This window comes from Streptomyces sp. NPDC111656 (assembly GCF_055656965.1).
The window spans coordinates 65,108-81,321 of the sequence record NZ_JBVKCA010000007.1 but is presented as its reverse complement, the minus strand read 5'-3'; the positions used below and the strand labels follow the sequence as shown (position 1 = coordinate 81,321).

Sequence of the window (16,214 nt, the reverse complement as noted above, 5' to 3'; positions counted from 1 at the left end):
GGACGTCGGCAGACAGCCGGCGGACAGGCGACTCACCGAGGGGGCACGGATGACACGGACGGGGAACGACGAACACACAGGGCGACCGCGGCGGCAGCCGAGGACCGGGCGACCGTGGCGACCGGTCGCCGCCCTGATCGGCCTGACACTCGCGGGTGGCCTGTTCCTCACCGGCTGCGGCGCGAGCGACAGCAACGGCTCCTCGACGGACGGTTCGAACAAGTCCGGCGGACGCGGGTTCCCGCAGCCCGCCCCGAACCGGACCTCCGGCACCTCCCAGGGCGAGCAGAAGGACACGCCGACGGGCGACGCGAGCCGCGAGTTCGCGCCGTCCCCCGACTACCTCTCCACCTTCGCCCTCGACGTCGACACCGCCTCCTACGGCTACGCCCGCCGCGCCCTCGCCGACGGCCGGCTGCCCGAGGCGTCGACCGTCCGCCCCGAGGAGTTCGTCAACAGCTTCCGGCAGGACTACCGGCGTCCCGACGGCAACGGCTTCTCGGTCACCGTCGACGGCGCCCGCACCCGGGAGAAGGACTGGTCGCTGGTCCGCGTCGGCCTCGCCACCCGCGACGCCCCAGAAAGCGGCAAGCGCCCGCCCGCCGCCCTCACCTTCGTCATCGACATATCCGGCTCCATGGGCGAGCCCGGCCGACTCGACCTCGCCCAGGACGCCCTCGGCGTGATGACGGACCGGCTGCGCGACGACGACTCGGTGGCCGTGGTCACCTTCAGCGACGAGGCCCGGACCGTGCTCCCGATGACCCGCCTCGGCCACCACCGCGACCGTATCTACGACGTGATCAGGGGACTGGAACCGACGGAGTCGACCAACCTCGGCGCGGGCGTGCGCACGGGGTACGCCACGGCCGTCAAGGGCCTGCGCGAGGGCGCCACCAACCGCGTCGTGCTGATCTCCGACGCCCTCGCCAACACCGGCGAGACCGACGCGGACGCCATCCTCGAGAACATCTCCACCGCCCGCCGCGACCACGGCATCACCCTCTTCGGTGTCGGCGTGGGCAGCGAGTACGGTGACGCCCTCATGGAGCGCCTCGCCGACAAGGGCGACGGCCACACGACGTACGTCTCGACCATCGAGGAGGCCCGCAAGGTCTTCTGCGAGCAGCTCCCGCAGAACATCGACCTCACGGCCCGCGACGCCAAGGCACAGGTGGCCTTCGACCCGCAGACCGTCAGGCAGTTCCGGCTCATCGGATACGACGACCGTCAGGTCGCCGACGAGGACTTCCGCGACGACCGGGTGGACGGTGGCGAGATCGGCCCCGGCCACACGGTCACCGCCCTCTACGCGGTCCGCACCAGGCCCGGCGCCTCCGGCCACCTCGCCACCGCGAGCGTCCGCTGGCTCGACCCCGACACCCGCGCCCCGCACGAGGAGTCCGGCCAACTGGAGACCGGCTCCCTCGACGAGGACCTGTGGACCTCCTCCACCCGCCTCCAGGTCGACGCCGTGGCCGCGTACTTCGCCGACGACCTGCGCACGGGCGACGACAAGGCGAACCCGCTCCCCGGCGCCCTCCCGCTGGGCGAACTCGCCGACCGCGCCCACCGGGTGGCCTCCGCCGCGGAGGACAAGGCGGTGGACGAGCTGGCGGCCGCGGTGGAGCGGGCGAGTGGACTCATGGGATAGCGGCGGCGGTAAGGACTTGGCGACCGTACGCGGCGCAGTGAGCGGCGAAGGGTGGTCCGCCGAGTACGCCAAGAGGGCCGCCGAGCACGCGAAGAGCGGGCCGCCGAGGTGCTCGGCGGCCCGCTCTCGCGGTGCTGGGATCAGCTGTTGTTCGTGCCGTTGCCCGACAGGACCGGGATGTCGTCCAGGATGTGCGACAGCGGTTCGTCGCCCTTGGCCTGGGTGGAGTTCTCGACGCACTGCTGGTTCTGCGGGGACGACAGGACCGGGACGTCCTGGACGGCGATCGGGACGACGCCGACGAGCGAGCCCACGTTGGCCTTCGCCGGCAGGCCGACGCAGGGCTTGTTCAGCGAGCCCTGGATGAGCGCCATCTGCGGGCTCATGCTGCCGTAGGTCGCCGAGTTGCCGAACGACTGCGTGGCGCCGTAGCCGCTGACGGAGGTCGTGCCACCGTCGTCGCCGATCGCCAGAGCCTGGGGGGCGGCCGCGGCCGAGATACCGGCGACAGAAGCGGCGATAGCCGCGGTTGCCCACAGCTTCTTCATGTTCATTCCCTTCGAAAAGCGGACTCCTGTTGGGGAGCTGCATGATCATCAACTGGGCAGACCGCCCAAGGGTTGCGGGTAGTGCCCCATTTGGCCCAGCATGCGGGGCGTTCGCCCCGTCCCCCGACACGCCAGTGGGCCTCTTCGACACGTGACGTGACTCGGCAAGTGAATGGTCACGTAAAGAAGATGGGCCGACGAGCCGCCAAGAGTTCTGCGGCCCGCCGACGGAAAGTGCTACTTGTTGCCGACACCGTTGCCGGACAGGACCGGGATCTGGTCCAGGACGTGCGACAGCGGCTCGTCGCCCTTGGCCTGGGTGGAGTTCTCGACACACTGCTGGTTCTGCGGGGCAGACAGGACCGAGACGTCCTGGACGGCGATCGGGACGACGCCGACGAGCGAGCCCGCGTTGGCCTTCGCCGGCAGGCCGACGCAGGGCTTGTTCAGCGAGCCCTGGATGAGCCCCAGCTGCGGGCTCATGTCCCCCGTGGTCGCCGAGTTGCCGAACGACTGGGTGGCACCGACGCCGCTGACGGACGTCGTCCCACCGTCATTCCCGATCGCCAGCGCCTGCGGCGCGGCAGCAGCGGAGGCGCCGACGGCGCAAACGGTGACCGCGGCGGCGGTCATAACCTTCTTGATCACTGGCTGGATCCATTCTGAAGAAACCCCGTCCATCGGAGCGATGTGGTTCAACCGCCGCGGACGCCCGTGGTTGCTCCCCTTCACCCTGATGGCCCACTGGGGCCGATCGGGTGAATCACCGAAACCAGTCCAGGACCGCCGGGTTGATGCGAGAGCAGGAATATATGTCTCTGCGCGGAAAGGGGCGGCGCATGTTCCAGAAGGCGGTGGCCGCGGCGGTCGCAGCTTCCGTCGCCCGTGTGTCGGCGTGAACCGTTCCTTCCCGCATGGGTGTTCGTGTGCACCTCGGTGCCGATTCGAGCACAGGGCGATTCGAGTGAATTCCCAAGCGGCGCCCTTTCTTTAGTTTCTTCGGACGGTCCTCCCTCGTTTACGGACTGCAGGTCGTGGTGCGAGCCGCTCAAGGTGCGCTCGCTCGGTTTCGGCCGTCATAAGGCCATGACCGCAGAGAAGGGAAATTACGTGAAGCACAAGAAGAGCGCTGTTGTTGTCGCCGGCGCGATCATGGCCCTGGGCATGGGCGCCCCGGCCTTCGCGGACGCCGGTGCCGAGGGTGCCGCCGTCGGCTCGCCGGGTGTCCTCTCGGGCAATGTGATTCAGGTCCCCATTCACGTCCCCGTCAACGTGTGCGGCAACACGGTCGACGTCGTCGCCCTGCTGAACCCTGCGTTCGGCAACAGCTGCGCCAACGGCTGACGCGACAACACCAGCCTTCCCGGCTGTGTCATGGTCGGCCTTGGGTCGCTCTTTCAGCTCCAAGGCCGGCTTTCCTCACTTCTTTCAAGCAGGAAGACAACGAGATTGCGACAGAACCTGAGTAGGGGAATGGTCGTGGCCGCGGCCGCGACTGGCATCCTGTCCCTGTACGGCACCCCCGTGTTCGCGGACTCGCACGCGGACGCCGGCGCTATGGACTCACCCGGCGTCGCGTCGGGCAACAGCGTTCAGGTTCCGGTGCACGTGCCGGTGAACGCCTGCGGCAACACCGTCAACGTGATCGGCGCGCTCAACCCGACCTTCGGGAACTCCTGCACCAACGGCTCGGGTTCGCAGCGCGGCTCGTCCGGCTCCTCGGCGTCCGGCAGGACCCAGGGCTCGCCCGGCGTCCTGTCGGGCAACCAGGCCCAGGTCCCGGTGGACGTTCCGGTGAACGCGTGCGGCAACACGGTCGACGTCGTCGCCCTGCTGAACCCGGCGTTCGGCAACAGGTGCGGGAACGAGCCTGGGGGCAACGTCAACACCCCGCCGGTGACGCCTCCGACCGTCCCGCCGGTGACACCTCCCAGCACGCCTCCGACCGTTCCGCCGGTGACGCCTCCGACGGTCCCGCCCGTGACGCCTCCGACGGTCCCGCCGGTGACGCCTCCGACGGTCCCGCCCGTGACGCCTCCGACCGTTCCGCCGGTGACGCCTCCGACGGTCCCGCCCGTGACGCCTCCGACCGTCCCGCCGGTGACGCCTCCGACGATCCCGCCCGTGACGCCTGTCACTCCCTCGCTGACCGTCCGGCAGCCGATCCTGCCCGATTCTCCCTCCGAGAATCCGCCCACCCTGGCGCAGACCGGCAGTGAGAGCGTGCTCGGGGCCTCGGCCGCCGGCGCCGCGCTGCTGATCGGCGGAGCCGTCCTGTACCGACGAGGTCGAGTCGCCTCCCGCCGGTAGTACGACGCTCTGGGTGCCGGACGCTTCGCCGCGCCCGGCACCCAATTGTGCTGTTCCCCTTGTCCTTCCGCTCCTTGGCACCGGCCTGGATGCGCATGGCCGCGTCCCGCCCGCGCCGGTCCCCGAGTGCTGGGACCCGCTCGCTGCCCGGGCCCGAGCAACCGCCGCCGTAACCCTCGTACGAGCGTCGCCGACATGAAGCGGCCCGGCGCCGAGGACTCGAAGTTCCGGTCGGTCTCCAGACGGCCCGGTGCAGCGTGTCAGTTCCTACGCGGGGTCCAACTCCCGCTGGATGGCCGAGGTCTGATTTCAGGTCGGTATTCCGAGCCTGATTCCGGCATCCCCCTCGGCGAGGAGCTGCGGGAGGTTTTCGGCTCCGGCCACTCACTGCGTTTGTCGGTTAAATCTCATGAATGTATCGGAATGGTGGAGTTCGGTGATGGTGAGATCACTCCTTTGGAGCCGCAACTCGTGCGTGTCCTGCGCGTTGATTCCAGCACCGGGCATCTCGCCCGGACGTTGTGACGATTCCAAGGAGCACTTCTCCATGTCGCGTATCGCGAAGGGCCTGGCCCTGACCACCGTTGCCGCTGCTGCCATGGCGGGCACCGCCGGCATCGCTGCCGCCGACAGCGGCGCAACCGGCTCGGCGGCCCAATCCCCTGGCGTCCTGTCGGGCAACGTCCTGCAGGTGCCCATCCACGTTCCGGTCAACGCCTGCGGGAACACCGTGAACGTCATCGGTCTGCTGAACCCCGCGTTCGGCAACACCTGCGCCAACGGCTGACGTCAGCGCCAACCCTTCTGCCGGCCGCCTTCCCCAACGGGAGGGCGGCTGGCCCGCGTTGTGCCGATGGGGGGAAAGCGGGTCCAAGGCCCTTGCCTGGCTCGCCCCGGTCATCGACCTGCCGGGTCAGACGCTCGGGCGAGGTGCGGGAAACGTCTGCACAGGGTTTCCTTCGTGTCCGGGTCTCGTTAGTCAGTCCGGAAAAAGCGGAAATTCCCTCCGGTGGCACCTGTCACCGAAGAAAGGAACACGATGAAGTCCCTGAATGCTGCCGCTGTCGTCGCCGGGTCCATGGTCATCGCTGGTGCCGCCGCGCCCGCCTTTGCCGTCGAGGCCTCCGATCTCACGCCCACCAGTCTCAACAGCGCGCTGGAGACCATCGCCAGCCAGCGCTCGCTCAGCCTGAAGGACGTGCAGCCCCTGCAGCATCAGTCGAACGCACTCGACACCGAGAACAAGAGTTCGGTGCTCAACACCGTGAGCGGCACGACGAAGGCACTCAACGCGGCCGGCGCCCCCGCGCGGCTCCTCGGCGGACTTCCCCTCCGGAACTGATCGGTTCCCTCCACAGCCAGTCGGTTCAGGGAAATGGATTCCCTTCATCGCGTGTCTTCCCGAAAGGCCTGCGGACTCATCCCTAGGCTGAAGAAAGTCACCAAGGAAGGACGGACGATGAACCCTGTCAAGAAGGCCGCTCTCATTTTCGCCACCGTCGGAATGGCCGCGGGTGCCGCCGCGGGCAGCGCCGTCGCCGATGCCGGTGCACAGGGCTCGGCGGCCAATTCCCCCGGTGTCGCCTCCGGCAACGTCATTCAGGTCCCCGTGGACATTCCGGTGAACGCCTGTGGTCTCAGCGTCAACGTCATCGGCGCGTTGAACCCGGCGTTTGGGAACGTGTGCGACAACAAGTGACGCCGTGCCCCCTCGATTGACGTCGCACGCGGACTGAAAGGGCTGATTCCGTACCCACGGAGTCGGCCCTTCGCGTTGTTCGAGGAGCGTCCCCCATTCGTGTGGTCGCCCGTCGGCCATCGGCCATTCGGGTGAGAAATCGGCCAGGCCCGTTCGGGTGCGTCGATAAGGTTCCGCGGTGACCTCAACCTCAAGCCAAGCGCGCCCTTTCCGGGCCGTCGATCTCGGCACGCTCGCCGTCATTGCCTTCAGCGGTGAAGTGCCCGACGGCGACATGCCCTATCTCCTCGCCTACTCCCTGGGCGACGGTGAAGGCGGCCCGGAGGCCGCCACGGCCGCCATCGAGCAGTTGCTGCGCAACAACGGTCTGCCCGTCGGCGACTCGCTACTCGACGGGACCCGGCAGCCGAACCTGCCCCTCACCCTCCTTGTCGAGGCGGGTCAGGCCGTCGTCACGATGCCGTACCTCAACGCTCAGTGCGTCGTGCCGCCCGAGTGGCTCGCGGCGATCGGTGAACGGGGCTACGCCTACTTTCTGTTCGCCACCCGCGCCTGGCCCGAGGCCGAGCCCGGCAAGCCCGTCGCGCCGGAGAGCCTGGCCGCCTTCGCCGGTAACGAGGAGATCCTGCTCAGCGCGGCACACGTACTCCTGCCCGCGCACAGTTTGCGCGGCTGATGACACGGACCGCGGGCGGCGCCGCGAGGGTGCGGACCGCGGGGGGCAGTCGCGCGTTCGCCCTGCTGCTGGTGATCACCGGTGCGGCCGGTCTGCTCGCCGCGTGGGTCATCACGATCGACAAGTTCAAGCTGCTGGAGAACCCGAACTTCGTGCCGGGGTGCAGCCTGAACCCGGTCGTCTCCTGCGGCAACATCATGAAGAGCAAGCAGGCCGCGGCCTTCGGGTTCCCCAACCCGATGCTCGGCCTGGTGGCGTACGGCATCGTGATCTGCGTCGGGATGAGCCTGCTCGCGCGGGCCACCTACCCGCGCTGGTACTGGCTGACCTTCAACGCCGGCACCCTCTTCGGTGTCGGATTCTGCACCTGGCTGCAGTTCCAGTCGCTGTACCGCATCAACGCGCTGTGCCTGTGGTGCTGTCTTGCGTGGGCCGCCACGATCATCATGTTCTGGTACGTGACGTCGTTCAACGTACGGCATGCATTTCTGCCCGCGCCCGGCTGGTTGCGGGGATTCCTCGGAGAATTCACCTGGGTCCTGCCGGTCGCGCACATCGGGATCATCGGGATGCTGATCCTGACCCGCTGGTGGAATTTCTGGACGAGCTGACTATTGGGTCCGTCAGGGGAATCTTGAACTGAAGGCGTTCTCAGGATCGTTACCCGGTACGGACGCAGCTCCACCGAATCATGAAAGGGACCGTACCTGAGATGAAGTCGACCACTCGAGGAACTCTTGCCGCCGTCGTCACCGGTGTCGCGGCAGCGATGGGTGCCGCCGCCGCAACCCCGGCCGTCGCGGCCGAAAAGGTTCCCGTCCCCGTACCTCTGGACGGCGTGGGGCGCGCGCTCAACCTGCGGACGCCCAAGATCGCCGGGGAACTTCCGGTGCCGATGCCGGGCGGACCCGAGGGACCGCGGTACGTCGAGGGCCGACTGCTCCCCGACCAGGCGGTGCCGCGACTGCCGGTCGGCGCCGGACTGCCCGGGGCGGGATTGCACACGCCCCTTCCGAACCTCGTCGGGCACGGCTTCGACCACCTCGGGGCGGACGCGCCCGCCGCCGATCTGACCACGTTGACGCCCGGGCTGGCCGTGGACACCCCGCTCAGCGCACCCAACCCCGACCACTACGGTCTGCCGGACCTGAAGCTCCCTCAGGCCGCCGTCCTCGGACCACTGCTGAAGACGGTGCCCGGGGCGAACGTCGGCATGGGAGAGGGTGCTTAGTACTCCAGTCGGCCCACTGATGGCGCCGGATCGTGGCGCGGTCGCCGTAGTGCTCAGAGGCCGGGAAGGCCGGTCACACGGCAAAGGGCGGCAGCGTGACAGCAGCGAGGCTGCTGTGGGGGAGGAGCGATGTTGAAGATAGTGGCGCGCCGTTGAGGACGCTCACTTCCGCGCTGCCGATCGGACGGGCTCGCGACCCCCACGTCGTCCGCCACCGGCGGCCAGTCGGCGACCTCGGTCGCTACGCCCTGATAGTCGTCGAGCACGACACGGCGGAGCGGTATGTCAGGTTCCTCCCTCTCTCCCCGGCTCGACCGGCCTCTGCCCGAGCGGGGTTTCGAGGCCCCCGGACGGCCTCGGAGGAAGCAGCTGCTCGGGAAGCCGCGACGGCCGTTCGCCCGCCATGGCAGTATCTGGGCTCCATGAGTGCGTCCCCAGAGGTACGGAGCCTGCGCGCGGCGGTGTTCGCCGTGCTGTGCGTGCTGCTGGCCGCCGGGGGGCACGGGCTCGCCACCGGTCAGGCGCCGTCGCTGTGGGCGGACGGCGCCGGGCTCCTCGCCGTCTTCTCGGCCGGCTGGCTGCTGGGCGGACACGAACGCTCGCTCGCCGGGATCGGCGGCGGGATGCTGGCCGCCCAGGCCGGGCTGCACCTCGCCTTCGAGGCGGCTGGCCCGCGGATGGCGATGGACATGCACGGCGCGCACATGGCGAACCCAGCAGGGCACGCCATGACACCGCACGCCACCGCCGCCCACGTGGTGGCCGCCCTCCTCGCGACCTGGTGGCTGCGGCGCGGTGAAGCCGCGTTCTGGTCCCTGCTGCGACGGGCCGCGGCGCTCGTACCGGGGCTCGCCGCCTGGTGGCGGGTGCGCGCGGGGTGGTCCGCCGTACCGACCCGGCCGGCCGTCGTACGCCGGACCGCGCGGGAACCCCGGCCGCTTCGGCAACTGCTGCTGCGCCACGCGGTCTCCCGTCGGGGACCGCCGGCAGGGCTCGCGTACACGCCCTGACCGCAACCCCACCAGTACGGAGTTCCCCTGATGTCCCCGATTCGCACCACCCTGCGCCGCGCCGGCCTTGTCGCCGCCCTCACCACCGCCGGTGTCCTGGCCGCCGCGGGCGCCGCCTTCGCGCATGTGACGGTCCACCCCGAGACCTACGCCAAGGGCGCCACGGACGGTGTTCTCACCTTCCGCGTCCCCAACGAGGAGGACACCGCGAGCACCACGAAGGTGCAGGTCTTCCTGCCGACGGACCACCCGGTCCTCGGCGTGCTCGTCACCCCTCAGGAGGGCTGGACGGCGCAGGTGACGACCACGAAGCTCAAGACCCCCGTCAAGACCGACGACGGCACCATCACCGAGGCCGTCTCGGAGATCACCTGGACCGGCGGCCGGATCCGGCACGGCCAGTACCAGGACTTCAACGTCGCCTTCGGCCAGCTGCCCGACGACACCGACCAGTTGAGCTTCAAGACCCTGCAGACCTACTCGGACGGCAACGTCGTCCGCTGGATCGAGGAGGAGCAGAAGGGCGGGGAAGAGCCGGAGAACCCGGCGCCGGTGCTCACCCTGACCGCCGAGGACGCGGAGACGGGTTCCGACGGGACCTCGGACTCGGCGTCGGGCTCCGCCTCGTCCTCGTCGTCGAGCTCGGCGCCGGCCGTCGCGGCCGCCTCGTCGTCGAGCAGTGACTCCACGGCCCGTGGCCTGGGCATCGCCGGACTGGTCGTGGGCGTCCTGGGCCTGGCCGCGGCCGGCTACGCCCTCGCGCGCGGCCGGGGTGCCCGCTCCGAGTAGGCGAGGCCTCTCGGTCGCCGTCCCGCCGACCTCGTCCTTCGTCGGCGGGACGGACCCCCAACCAGCTCGCTCGTGAACACCGCGCGTCCGAAGCGAGTTGAGCCCGCGCATGAGTGGGGGGTGAGAAATTTCCGTACCCTCCCATGAAGCCCGTTGCCCGGATGCGAGGATGAGCCCGCCATGACTGCTGGGTGGTGTTCTCGCACGGTACGGGCCGCGGTGTTCGCGGTCGTCTGTGTGCTGCTCGCCGCCCTGGGGCACGTGATGATGTCCGGCGGCACGGTGCCCTGGTGGGCGTTGGGCGCCTCGGGCGCGGTGATCGGCGGCGCGGGCTGGTGTCTGGCCGGCCGGGAACGCGGACTGCCCCTGATCGTGTCCGCGGTGGTCGCGGCGCAGGCGGTGCTCCACTCGGTGTTCTCGCTCGCGCAGTCGTCGGGCTCCCTGGGAGTGTGGGGCGCGGCGGCCTCGGTCTTCACCGGCCACGACATGAACTCCATGCCCACGGGTCCCATGTCCATGAGTTCTATGTCCCCGAACTCCGTGCCCATGGACTCGACACGCATGGACGCCATGGACATGGGCGCCATGGATCACCTGGGTCACGCGGCGGACGGCACGTCGTCCTCGCTCGGCATGCTCGCCGCTCACCTACTGGCCGCCCTGCTCTGCGGCCTCTGGCTCGCGCACGGAGAGCGCGCCGTCTTCCGTGTCCTGCGGGCCCTCGCCGGCCTGTTGGCGGCCCCGCTGCGGCTGCCGCTCGCGCTGCCCGCGCCGGTGAGCCGCCCGCGTCCGCGCGTCCGCCGCGACCGCTCCGCCCGCGCGCCGCGCCGGCTCCTTCTCGTCCACGCGATCACTTCTCGGGGTCCGCCCGCCGGGACCGCTGTCGTCTGAAGACAGCCGGTTCCCCGAGGCCGCCCCTGTGCGCCCCGGGCCTCGGCCGTACGCCCTCGTGCGGCCGGTTTCGCTCACCGGACCCTCGGGCCGCCCTCGCGCGCCCGGTCCGGATCCCGGATGACCCGAGAAGGACACCAGGTGACCACTCCCGCCCTGCCCACCTCACGTGACGCGTCGCTGACTGCCTGGGCGCTGGCCGCCCGCGCCGGTGACCCCGACGCCGTCGACCAGTTCGTGCGCGCCCTGCACCGCGACGTACGCCGTTACGTCACCTATCTGGGCGCGGACCCGCAGACCGCCGACGACCTGGCCCAGGACACCTTCCTGCGCGCCCTCGGCAGCCTGCACCGCTTCGAGGGCCGCTCCTCGGCCCGTACCTGGCTGCTGGCCATCGCGCGCCGGGCCGTGATCGACAGTTTCCGCACCGCGGCGGCCCGGCCCCGGCTGGCCGACTCCGACGACTGGCAGCTCGCCGCCGAACGCGCCCAGCCGTGCGGCCTGCCGGGCTTCGACGACGGCATCGCACTCGACGAACTGCTGGCCGAACTGCCCGAGGAGCGTCGCGAGGCCTTCGTGCTGACCCAGCTCCTCGGACTGCCGTACGCGGAGGCGGCCCTGGTCAGCGACTGCCCCATAGGTACGGTCCGCTCACGCGTGGCTCGTGCCCGCAGCGCCCTGATCGCCTCGCTGTCCGACGCCGAACGCTGTGGACTGCCCGAGCGGCGCGAGCTGGTCGGCGCGATGGTCTGACGGGCGCGGCCGGAATGGGCAGCGGCCCCGGTCGCCTGGGGGCGGGCCGGGGCCGCGGCTCACGGAGTCACCGTGCTGCGGTCACTCACTGTTGAGTTGCCAAGGTGCGGTGTCGCAAGGCTCAGTTCTGCGCCGGTGCCTTCTTCTTGCGGAGGAGGAACACCGCCGTGCCGCCGATCACGACCAGGACGACGGCGATGCCCGCGATGATCGGGGTCGCGCCGGAGCCGCCGGTCTCGGCGAGGTTGGTGCCCCCGGTGGAGTCGGCGCTCGCCAGGGCCGGGCTCGGCTCACCGACGGTCTGGGTCGTGATGTCGCTCGCGCTGCCTTGTGTCTTGCAGTCGAGCATGCCGGCGAAGTGCTTCTCGAAACCGTTCGGACCCGTCAGCGTGAAGTCGTACGCCTGGTCCTCCTGCAGCGGGACCGTCACCGTCAGGGACTTGCCCGCGGCGACGGTGTGCTCGGCCCCCATCAGCTCGAAGGTGAACGGCGCGTCGCCCGTGACGGTCGCCGTGACGTCCACGCCGCCCTTGGCGCAGTTCGTCGTGGCGGACAGCGCCGGTATCGCGCCTTCCTTGGCCCAGTTCGCGGTCGCCGTCGCCGAGACCGTCGACTCGCTGGAGCCCGCGAGGATCTGTGTCTGGCTGCGGGTCCCCGAGGCGAAGGCCCGGCCGACCGGCACGGTCGTCGACGCCTGCACGGTCAGCGCCGCCGAGCCGTCCGTGGCGTCCTTCGGCACGTCGAAGTAGAGTCGGCTGCCGTCAGCCGCCGAGGTGATCGCCTTGCCGTCCTTGCCTACGACCTTCACCCCACTGGCGGCGGCGTCCGCGGGCGGCGTCACCGTCACGCTGTCCGCGTCGGTGTGCACCGTGATCGGGCCGAGCCGCTCGCCGGCGTGACCGGAGACCGCGGGCGGGTCGAGGGTCAGCGAGGCCTTGGGCTCCGCCACGTTCCGCGCGTTCTTCTGCAGGTAGTCGGCGAGCTTCTCCGCCTGCGGGTCCAACGCGTCCACGTCGGCGCCGTCCGAGTACCGCCAGATGGCGACCTGGGTGCCGGCCGCCGCGTCCTGCTCTGTGAGGCCGTGCGCACCGGTCATGTCGGCCAGCGCCGCGAGGTCGTTCACCTGTGGGTAGGAGTGCTGCAGGATCCAGCGGATCTTGCCGGCGTCCTTGTTGCCGTTCAGCGAGGTGCCGCTCCAGGAGGTCTCCTGGTACTGGGCGTCACGCTGGGTCGGGTTGTGGAGGTCGATGCAGTACGTCTGCAGCATGCCGCCGCCGTCGACGGACATCTCGAACAGACCGGCGGACACCTGCTGGTCCACGCCGTTGTCGTGGACCACCGCGGACCCGTACGTCTTCAGACCGCCGATGGTCGCGGTCGCGCCGCCCTGACTCTGCGGGGCATCGTCGGCGGCGGCCGCACCGGCGGTGGCCAGCGCCCCCGCGGCGACGAGCCCCGACACCAACGTCGCGGCGGCGAGGCGAGCGGCCCCTCGCCTGCGCGTGGACCACGCAGAGAACGAAGAAAACACAGAATTCCCCTTCGAGCAGGACCCGTTGACATGGGGGGACGGTCCCGCCAGCAGAATCAGAAGCCCCGTGAGCTATGCCCGGCATCCTAAGGACGTGGGCGCACCGCGCTTCCCGGTCCTGCCGTCGGATAACCGATCCGAATCGGAATCGTTATCGGTCGGCGAGCCTGTGAGCTGCGCTTATCGACAAATCAATGGGGACTGTCCGGTGCGGATTTGTCGATAAGCCGCAGTTCGGTCAGGTTGCCCGGTCAGGGCGATTCCGTACCTGACGTCAGGTCACTCCGGCGGGTTCCGGCTGCTGTTGGGAGACGTCCAGGGAACGACTCTCCGGCTCCGTCTCCCAGTTGGGCTCGGGCCGGGGGGACGCGGTCGTGTCCCCTTCCTTGTTCGGGCGCCGGAAGGCCGAGGTGCCGCGCGAGAGGTCGTGGCCGATGGCCACCGCGTCGATGTCCGCCGACGTCCAGCTCTGTCCTTCGCGTACCTCGGTACGCACCTTCAACCTGCCCTGCACGATGACGGGATCGCCCACCGACAGCGATGCCCCCACGTTGGTGGCGAGCGCGCGGTTCGCCCACACGGTGAAGAAATTGGTGTGGCCGTCCGTCCAGGCGCTCTTCTCGCGGTCCCAGTACCGCGCCGTCACCGCCAGGCGGAACCTCGCCGACGCGCCGTTCGCCAACTCTCGGTACACCGGCTGCGTCGCCACGTTCCCCACCGCGCACACCATCGTCTCGTTCATGCCCGACCCCTCTCCGTACGAATGCGTCTGTCGCGGCGTTCGCGTGCTGTGCGTTCACGCGCTCTGCGTTCGCATGCGCTGCGATCGCCGCGAGTTCAGACTGCCTTCGTCGGGCCGGGCCCGCTGAGCCCTGTGTGCTACCGACCGGTTGTGGACAACCGCGTCACCCGAAGGGGTGGAGGCACTTCAGTCCGTGGAGTTCTTCCACGTCATCCGACCGGCGCCGACGCCCCCGTGACCCGCCCGTACTGCTCTCGCACCTCCCGATACCGCAGCAACTCCGCCGCCACCGGATCGAGTACCCGCGCCCTCCCGCACCCGGCGGCAGCCTCGCGCAGTCGCCGTTCCGCTTCGAGCCCGTACCGCCTGGCCGGTCCGCGCGCCGCCATCCTGCTGCCCCACTCGACGACCGGGCCGCCGATGATGCCCGCCAACATCAGCAGCACCGGCAGCCCGAGGTTCGGCGTCATGAACCCGATGATCTGCCCCAGCAGCCACAGCCCGCCGATGATCTGAAGAATCGTCATCGAGACCTGCGCGAGCACGGCGGCGGGCCACCAGCCGGGCCGCGGCGGCCGCCCCACCGGAGTCGTGGCGCGCGTCGCCATCTCGTCCAGCGCCTCCGACAGCCCCTGCGCACCGCGCACGGCCGCCTCGCGCACCGCCTGCGCCCAGGGCGCGGGCAGCCCGCGGGCCGCCCGGTCCGCCACCGTACGCACCGCCTGTTCGACGCGCTGCCGGGCCGTGGCCTCCTCGTCCGCGGGTGCCCGTAGCGACAGTCGGCCCGTCGTCGAGTCCCCCCCGCCCTGGACCCAGCGCCACAGCCGCAGCCAGGGGGTGCCGCACGCGCGGTTGGCGTTGCGGCGCCATGCGCGCTCGGCCGCCTGGCCGGCCGCCGTGGCGCCCACCGCGTCCGCGAGCCGGTCCGCGAACTCGTCGCGCGCCTCCTCGCTGAGCCCCGTACGCCGCCCGGTCGAGTAGACGGGACGCAGTCGCGTGGCGGCCGCGTCGAGATCGGCCGAAATTCGACGGGCGGCGGCGCCCCGCTCGGCCAGGAACTGGCCGAGCGACTCGCGCAGTTCGCCGATGCCGTCCCCGGTGAGCGCGGACAGCGCCATCACGGTCGCGCCCGGTTCGCCGTACTCGCCCAGTGCGATCCCGTCCTCGTCGAGCAGCCGGCGCAGATCGTCGAGGACCTGGTCGGCGGCCTCGCCGGGCAGCCGGTCCACCTGGTTGAGGACCACGAAGGTGACCTCCCCGTGGCCCGCCATGGGCCGCAGATATCGCTCGTGGAGCATGGCGTCCGCGTACTTCTCGGGGTCGACGACCCAGATGACCGCGTCGACGAGCGCCAGGATGCGGTCCACCTGCTCGCGGTGCTGGACGGCCGCCGAGTCGTGGTCGGGCAGGTCGACCAGGACGAGACCACGCAGTTGCGCCTCCGCCTCCGGGCTCTGCAGTGGACGTCTGCGCAGTCGTCCCGGGATGCCGAGCCGGTCGATGAGGGTCGCCGCGCCGTCGCTCCAGCTGCAGGCGATGGGCGCGGCGGTGGTGGGCCTGCGCACGCCCGTCTCCGAAATGGCCACCCCGGCGAGCGCGTTGAAGAGCTGCGACTTGCCGCTGCCGGTGGCCCCGGCGATGGCGACGACGGTGTGCTCACCGGACAGCTTGCGCCGCGCCGCCGCCTCGTCGAGGACCCGGCTCGCCTCGGCGAGCGTCCCGCTGTCCAGCCGGGTGCGCGACAACCCCACCAGCTCGCGGAGCGCCTCAAGGCGCGACCTCAGGGGTCCGTCGTACGCGAGCGGGGCCGGCGGGGCCTGTACGGCGGTCTTGGTCTCCAGGACCAGGGACGGGGCGTGTGCCTCCTGGCCGGGGGCCGTCTCGGACACGCGGCGGGCGATCAGCCCGTCGTCCCAGGCGGTCTCCGACTCGGCACGGGTACCGACATCGTCGTCCTTCACGCGTGTGTGCCCGGCGTCGTCCTGCACGCGTGTGTGCGCGCCGCCACGCGGGGCATCGAAGGTGACCTCTTGGGCCCCGTCGGTGTCCTCTGTCTCCGTCTCCGCTTGTGCTGCCGCTTCTGTCTGCGCTTTTCTCTGCGCGTCCGCCTCGGCTTCCACCTCCGGCTTCGCCACGGACTCCGTGGGAGCCTCCCCGGCGGCGGGCTCGCCGTCCGCGGCTTCCGTGGCGAAGGCCGCCGGGGAGTCGGTCTCGGAACGCAAGCCTTCAGAGCGGCCCTTTTCGGAACTTCCCTGGTCGGACGCGCCCCCGTGGTCGGACGCGTCGTGACCGGACATTCCGTGATCGGACGTGCCGTCTTCGGGGGAATCGTCTCCGGTGTGGTCGGCGTGATCCGTGTGGTCTGTGACGGCAGTCACCG

18 protein-coding genes are annotated in these 16,214 nt (G+C 70.4%); 13 read left to right on the top strand and 5 right to left on the bottom strand.

What is annotated here, in order from left to right; all coding sequences use genetic code 11:
• The first annotated feature begins 49 nt into the window (after window positions 1-49).
• The gene (locus ACZ7M3_RS21970) at window positions 50-1,654 is read left to right on the top strand and encodes a vWA domain-containing protein (RefSeq protein WP_472065339.1); all 1,605 of its coding nucleotides are present in this window, start codon (window positions 50-52) and stop codon (window positions 1,652-1,654) included.
• A 140-nt stretch (window positions 1,655-1,794) separates the two neighbouring features.
• Here the strand turns inward: ACZ7M3_RS21970 and ACZ7M3_RS21965 are convergent, their stop codons facing one another.
• Both ACZ7M3_RS21965 and ACZ7M3_RS21960 read right to left on the bottom strand, forming a co-directional pair.
• Entirely contained in the window at window positions 1,795-2,202 is a 408-nt protein-coding gene (locus ACZ7M3_RS21965) for a rodlin (RefSeq protein WP_095858060.1), read from the bottom strand.
• A gap of 237 nt (window positions 2,203-2,439) precedes the next feature.
• On the bottom strand, window positions 2,440-2,850 hold the full coding sequence (locus ACZ7M3_RS21960; RefSeq protein ID WP_351298310.1) for a rodlin: 411 nt from the start codon (window positions 2,848-2,850) through the stop codon (window positions 2,440-2,442).
• Between the two features lie 438 nt (window positions 2,851-3,288).
• On the opposite strand from ACZ7M3_RS21960, the gene ACZ7M3_RS21955 reads away from it, so the two are divergent.
• From ACZ7M3_RS21955 to ACZ7M3_RS21900, 12 genes are all read left to right on the top strand, one after another.
• Complete coding sequence (locus ACZ7M3_RS21955) at window positions 3,289-3,546, top strand: chaplin (protein ID WP_452965970.1); 258 nt, start codon at window positions 3,289-3,291, stop codon at window positions 3,544-3,546.
• Between the two features lie 129 nt (window positions 3,547-3,675).
• Entirely contained in the window at window positions 3,676-4,512 is an 837-nt protein-coding gene (locus tag ACZ7M3_RS21950) for a chaplin (protein WP_472065593.1), read from the top strand.
• Between the two features lie 547 nt (window positions 4,513-5,059).
• Window positions 5,060-5,299: a chaplin gene (locus ACZ7M3_RS21945; RefSeq protein WP_095854566.1), complete on the top strand. Its 240-nt coding sequence runs from the start codon at window positions 5,060-5,062 to the stop codon at window positions 5,297-5,299.
• A gap of 252 nt (window positions 5,300-5,551) precedes the next feature.
• Window positions 5,552-5,854: a hypothetical protein gene (locus tag ACZ7M3_RS21940; RefSeq protein WP_351298649.1), complete on the top strand. Its 303-nt coding sequence runs from the start codon at window positions 5,552-5,554 to the stop codon at window positions 5,852-5,854.
• Between the two features lie 117 nt (window positions 5,855-5,971).
• Window positions 5,972-6,211 (top strand): chaplin, encoded by a 240-nt coding sequence (locus ACZ7M3_RS21935; RefSeq protein WP_472065336.1) that lies wholly within the window; start codon window positions 5,972-5,974, stop codon window positions 6,209-6,211.
• A 178-nt stretch (window positions 6,212-6,389) separates the two neighbouring features.
• Window positions 6,390-6,887: a DUF5949 family protein gene (locus ACZ7M3_RS21930; protein WP_472065335.1), complete on the top strand. Its 498-nt coding sequence runs from the start codon at window positions 6,390-6,392 to the stop codon at window positions 6,885-6,887.
• The gene (locus tag ACZ7M3_RS21925) at window positions 6,887-7,498 is read left to right on the top strand and encodes a vitamin K epoxide reductase family protein (RefSeq protein WP_472065333.1); all 612 of its coding nucleotides are present in this window, start codon (window positions 6,887-6,889) and stop codon (window positions 7,496-7,498) included. Before ACZ7M3_RS21930 ends, ACZ7M3_RS21925 begins: the two co-directional genes overlap by 1 nt.
• 101 nt (window positions 7,499-7,599) lie before the next feature.
• Complete coding sequence (locus ACZ7M3_RS21920; protein WP_472065332.1) at window positions 7,600-8,118, top strand: hypothetical protein; 519 nt, start codon at window positions 7,600-7,602, stop codon at window positions 8,116-8,118.
• Window positions 8,119-8,540: 422 nt separating this feature from the next.
• Window positions 8,541-9,128 (top strand): hypothetical protein, encoded by a 588-nt coding sequence (locus ACZ7M3_RS21915; protein ID WP_472065330.1) that lies wholly within the window; start codon window positions 8,541-8,543, stop codon window positions 9,126-9,128.
• Window positions 9,129-9,158: 30 nt separating this feature from the next.
• Window positions 9,159-9,917: a YcnI family copper-binding membrane protein gene (locus ACZ7M3_RS21910; RefSeq protein WP_472065328.1), complete on the top strand. Its 759-nt coding sequence runs from the start codon at window positions 9,159-9,161 to the stop codon at window positions 9,915-9,917.
• 180 nt (window positions 9,918-10,097) lie between these two features.
• On the top strand, window positions 10,098-10,808 hold the full coding sequence (locus ACZ7M3_RS21905) for a hypothetical protein (RefSeq protein ID WP_351298332.1): 711 nt from the start codon (window positions 10,098-10,100) through the stop codon (window positions 10,806-10,808).
• A gap of 120 nt (window positions 10,809-10,928) precedes the next feature.
• Complete coding sequence (locus tag ACZ7M3_RS21900) at window positions 10,929-11,561, top strand: sigma-70 family RNA polymerase sigma factor (RefSeq protein ID WP_472065326.1); 633 nt, start codon at window positions 10,929-10,931, stop codon at window positions 11,559-11,561.
• Between the two features lie 121 nt (window positions 11,562-11,682).
• Here the strand turns inward: ACZ7M3_RS21900 and ACZ7M3_RS21895 are convergent, their stop codons facing one another.
• The 3 genes from ACZ7M3_RS21895 to ACZ7M3_RS21885 form a co-directional block, all read right to left on the bottom strand.
• Complete coding sequence (locus ACZ7M3_RS21895; protein WP_472065325.1) at window positions 11,683-13,092, bottom strand: Cys-Gln thioester bond-forming surface protein; 1,410 nt, start codon at window positions 13,090-13,092, stop codon at window positions 11,683-11,685.
• Window positions 13,093-13,366: 274 nt separating this feature from the next.
• Window positions 13,367-13,834, bottom strand: a complete 468-nt coding sequence (locus tag ACZ7M3_RS21890; RefSeq protein ID WP_075033828.1) for a single-stranded DNA-binding protein — start codon at window positions 13,832-13,834, stop codon at window positions 13,367-13,369.
• Between the two features lie 209 nt (window positions 13,835-14,043).
• On the bottom strand, window positions 14,044-16,212 hold the full coding sequence (locus ACZ7M3_RS21885) for a YfjP family GTPase (protein ID WP_472065323.1): 2,169 nt from the start codon (window positions 16,210-16,212) through the stop codon (window positions 14,044-14,046).
• Between the last annotated feature and the right edge of the window lie 2 nt (window positions 16,213-16,214).

Excerpts from the sequence above, each read along its gene's own strand:
- ACZ7M3_RS21945 (WP_095854566.1), top strand. The coding sequence starts at position 5,060 with ATGTCGCGTATCGCGAAGGGCCTGGCCCTGACCACCGTTGCCGCTGCT.
- ACZ7M3_RS21940 (WP_351298649.1), top strand. The coding sequence starts at position 5,552 with ATGAAGTCCCTGAATGCTGCCGCTGTCGTCGCCGGGTCCATGGTCATC.
- ACZ7M3_RS21920 (WP_472065332.1), top strand. The coding sequence starts at position 7,600 with ATGAAGTCGACCACTCGAGGAACTCTTGCCGCCGTCGTCACCGGTGTC.
- ACZ7M3_RS21955 (WP_452965970.1), top strand. The coding sequence starts at position 3,289 with ATGACCGCAGAGAAGGGAAATTACGTGAAGCACAAGAAGAGCGCTGTT.
- ACZ7M3_RS21970 (WP_472065339.1), top strand. The coding sequence starts at position 50 with ATGACACGGACGGGGAACGACGAACACACAGGGCGACCGCGGCGGCAG.
- ACZ7M3_RS21910 (WP_472065328.1), top strand. The coding sequence starts at position 9,159 with ATGTCCCCGATTCGCACCACCCTGCGCCGCGCCGGCCTTGTCGCCGCC.
- ACZ7M3_RS21890 (WP_075033828.1), bottom strand. The coding sequence starts at position 13,834 with ATGAACGAGACGATGGTGTGCGCGGTGGGGAACGTGGCGACGCAGCCG.
- ACZ7M3_RS21935 (WP_472065336.1), top strand. The coding sequence starts at position 5,972 with ATGAACCCTGTCAAGAAGGCCGCTCTCATTTTCGCCACCGTCGGAATG.
- ACZ7M3_RS21905 (WP_351298332.1), top strand. The coding sequence starts at position 10,098 with ATGACTGCTGGGTGGTGTTCTCGCACGGTACGGGCCGCGGTGTTCGCG.
- ACZ7M3_RS21915 (WP_472065330.1), top strand. The coding sequence starts at position 8,541 with ATGAGTGCGTCCCCAGAGGTACGGAGCCTGCGCGCGGCGGTGTTCGCC.
- ACZ7M3_RS21950 (WP_472065593.1), top strand. The coding sequence starts at position 3,676 with ATGGTCGTGGCCGCGGCCGCGACTGGCATCCTGTCCCTGTACGGCACC.
- ACZ7M3_RS21900 (WP_472065326.1), top strand. The coding sequence starts at position 10,929 with ATGACCCGAGAAGGACACCAGGTGACCACTCCCGCCCTGCCCACCTCA.
- ACZ7M3_RS21965 (WP_095858060.1), bottom strand. The coding sequence starts at position 2,202 with ATGAAGAAGCTGTGGGCAACCGCGGCTATCGCCGCTTCTGTCGCCGGT.
- ACZ7M3_RS21925 (WP_472065333.1), top strand. The coding sequence starts at position 6,887 with ATGACACGGACCGCGGGCGGCGCCGCGAGGGTGCGGACCGCGGGGGGC.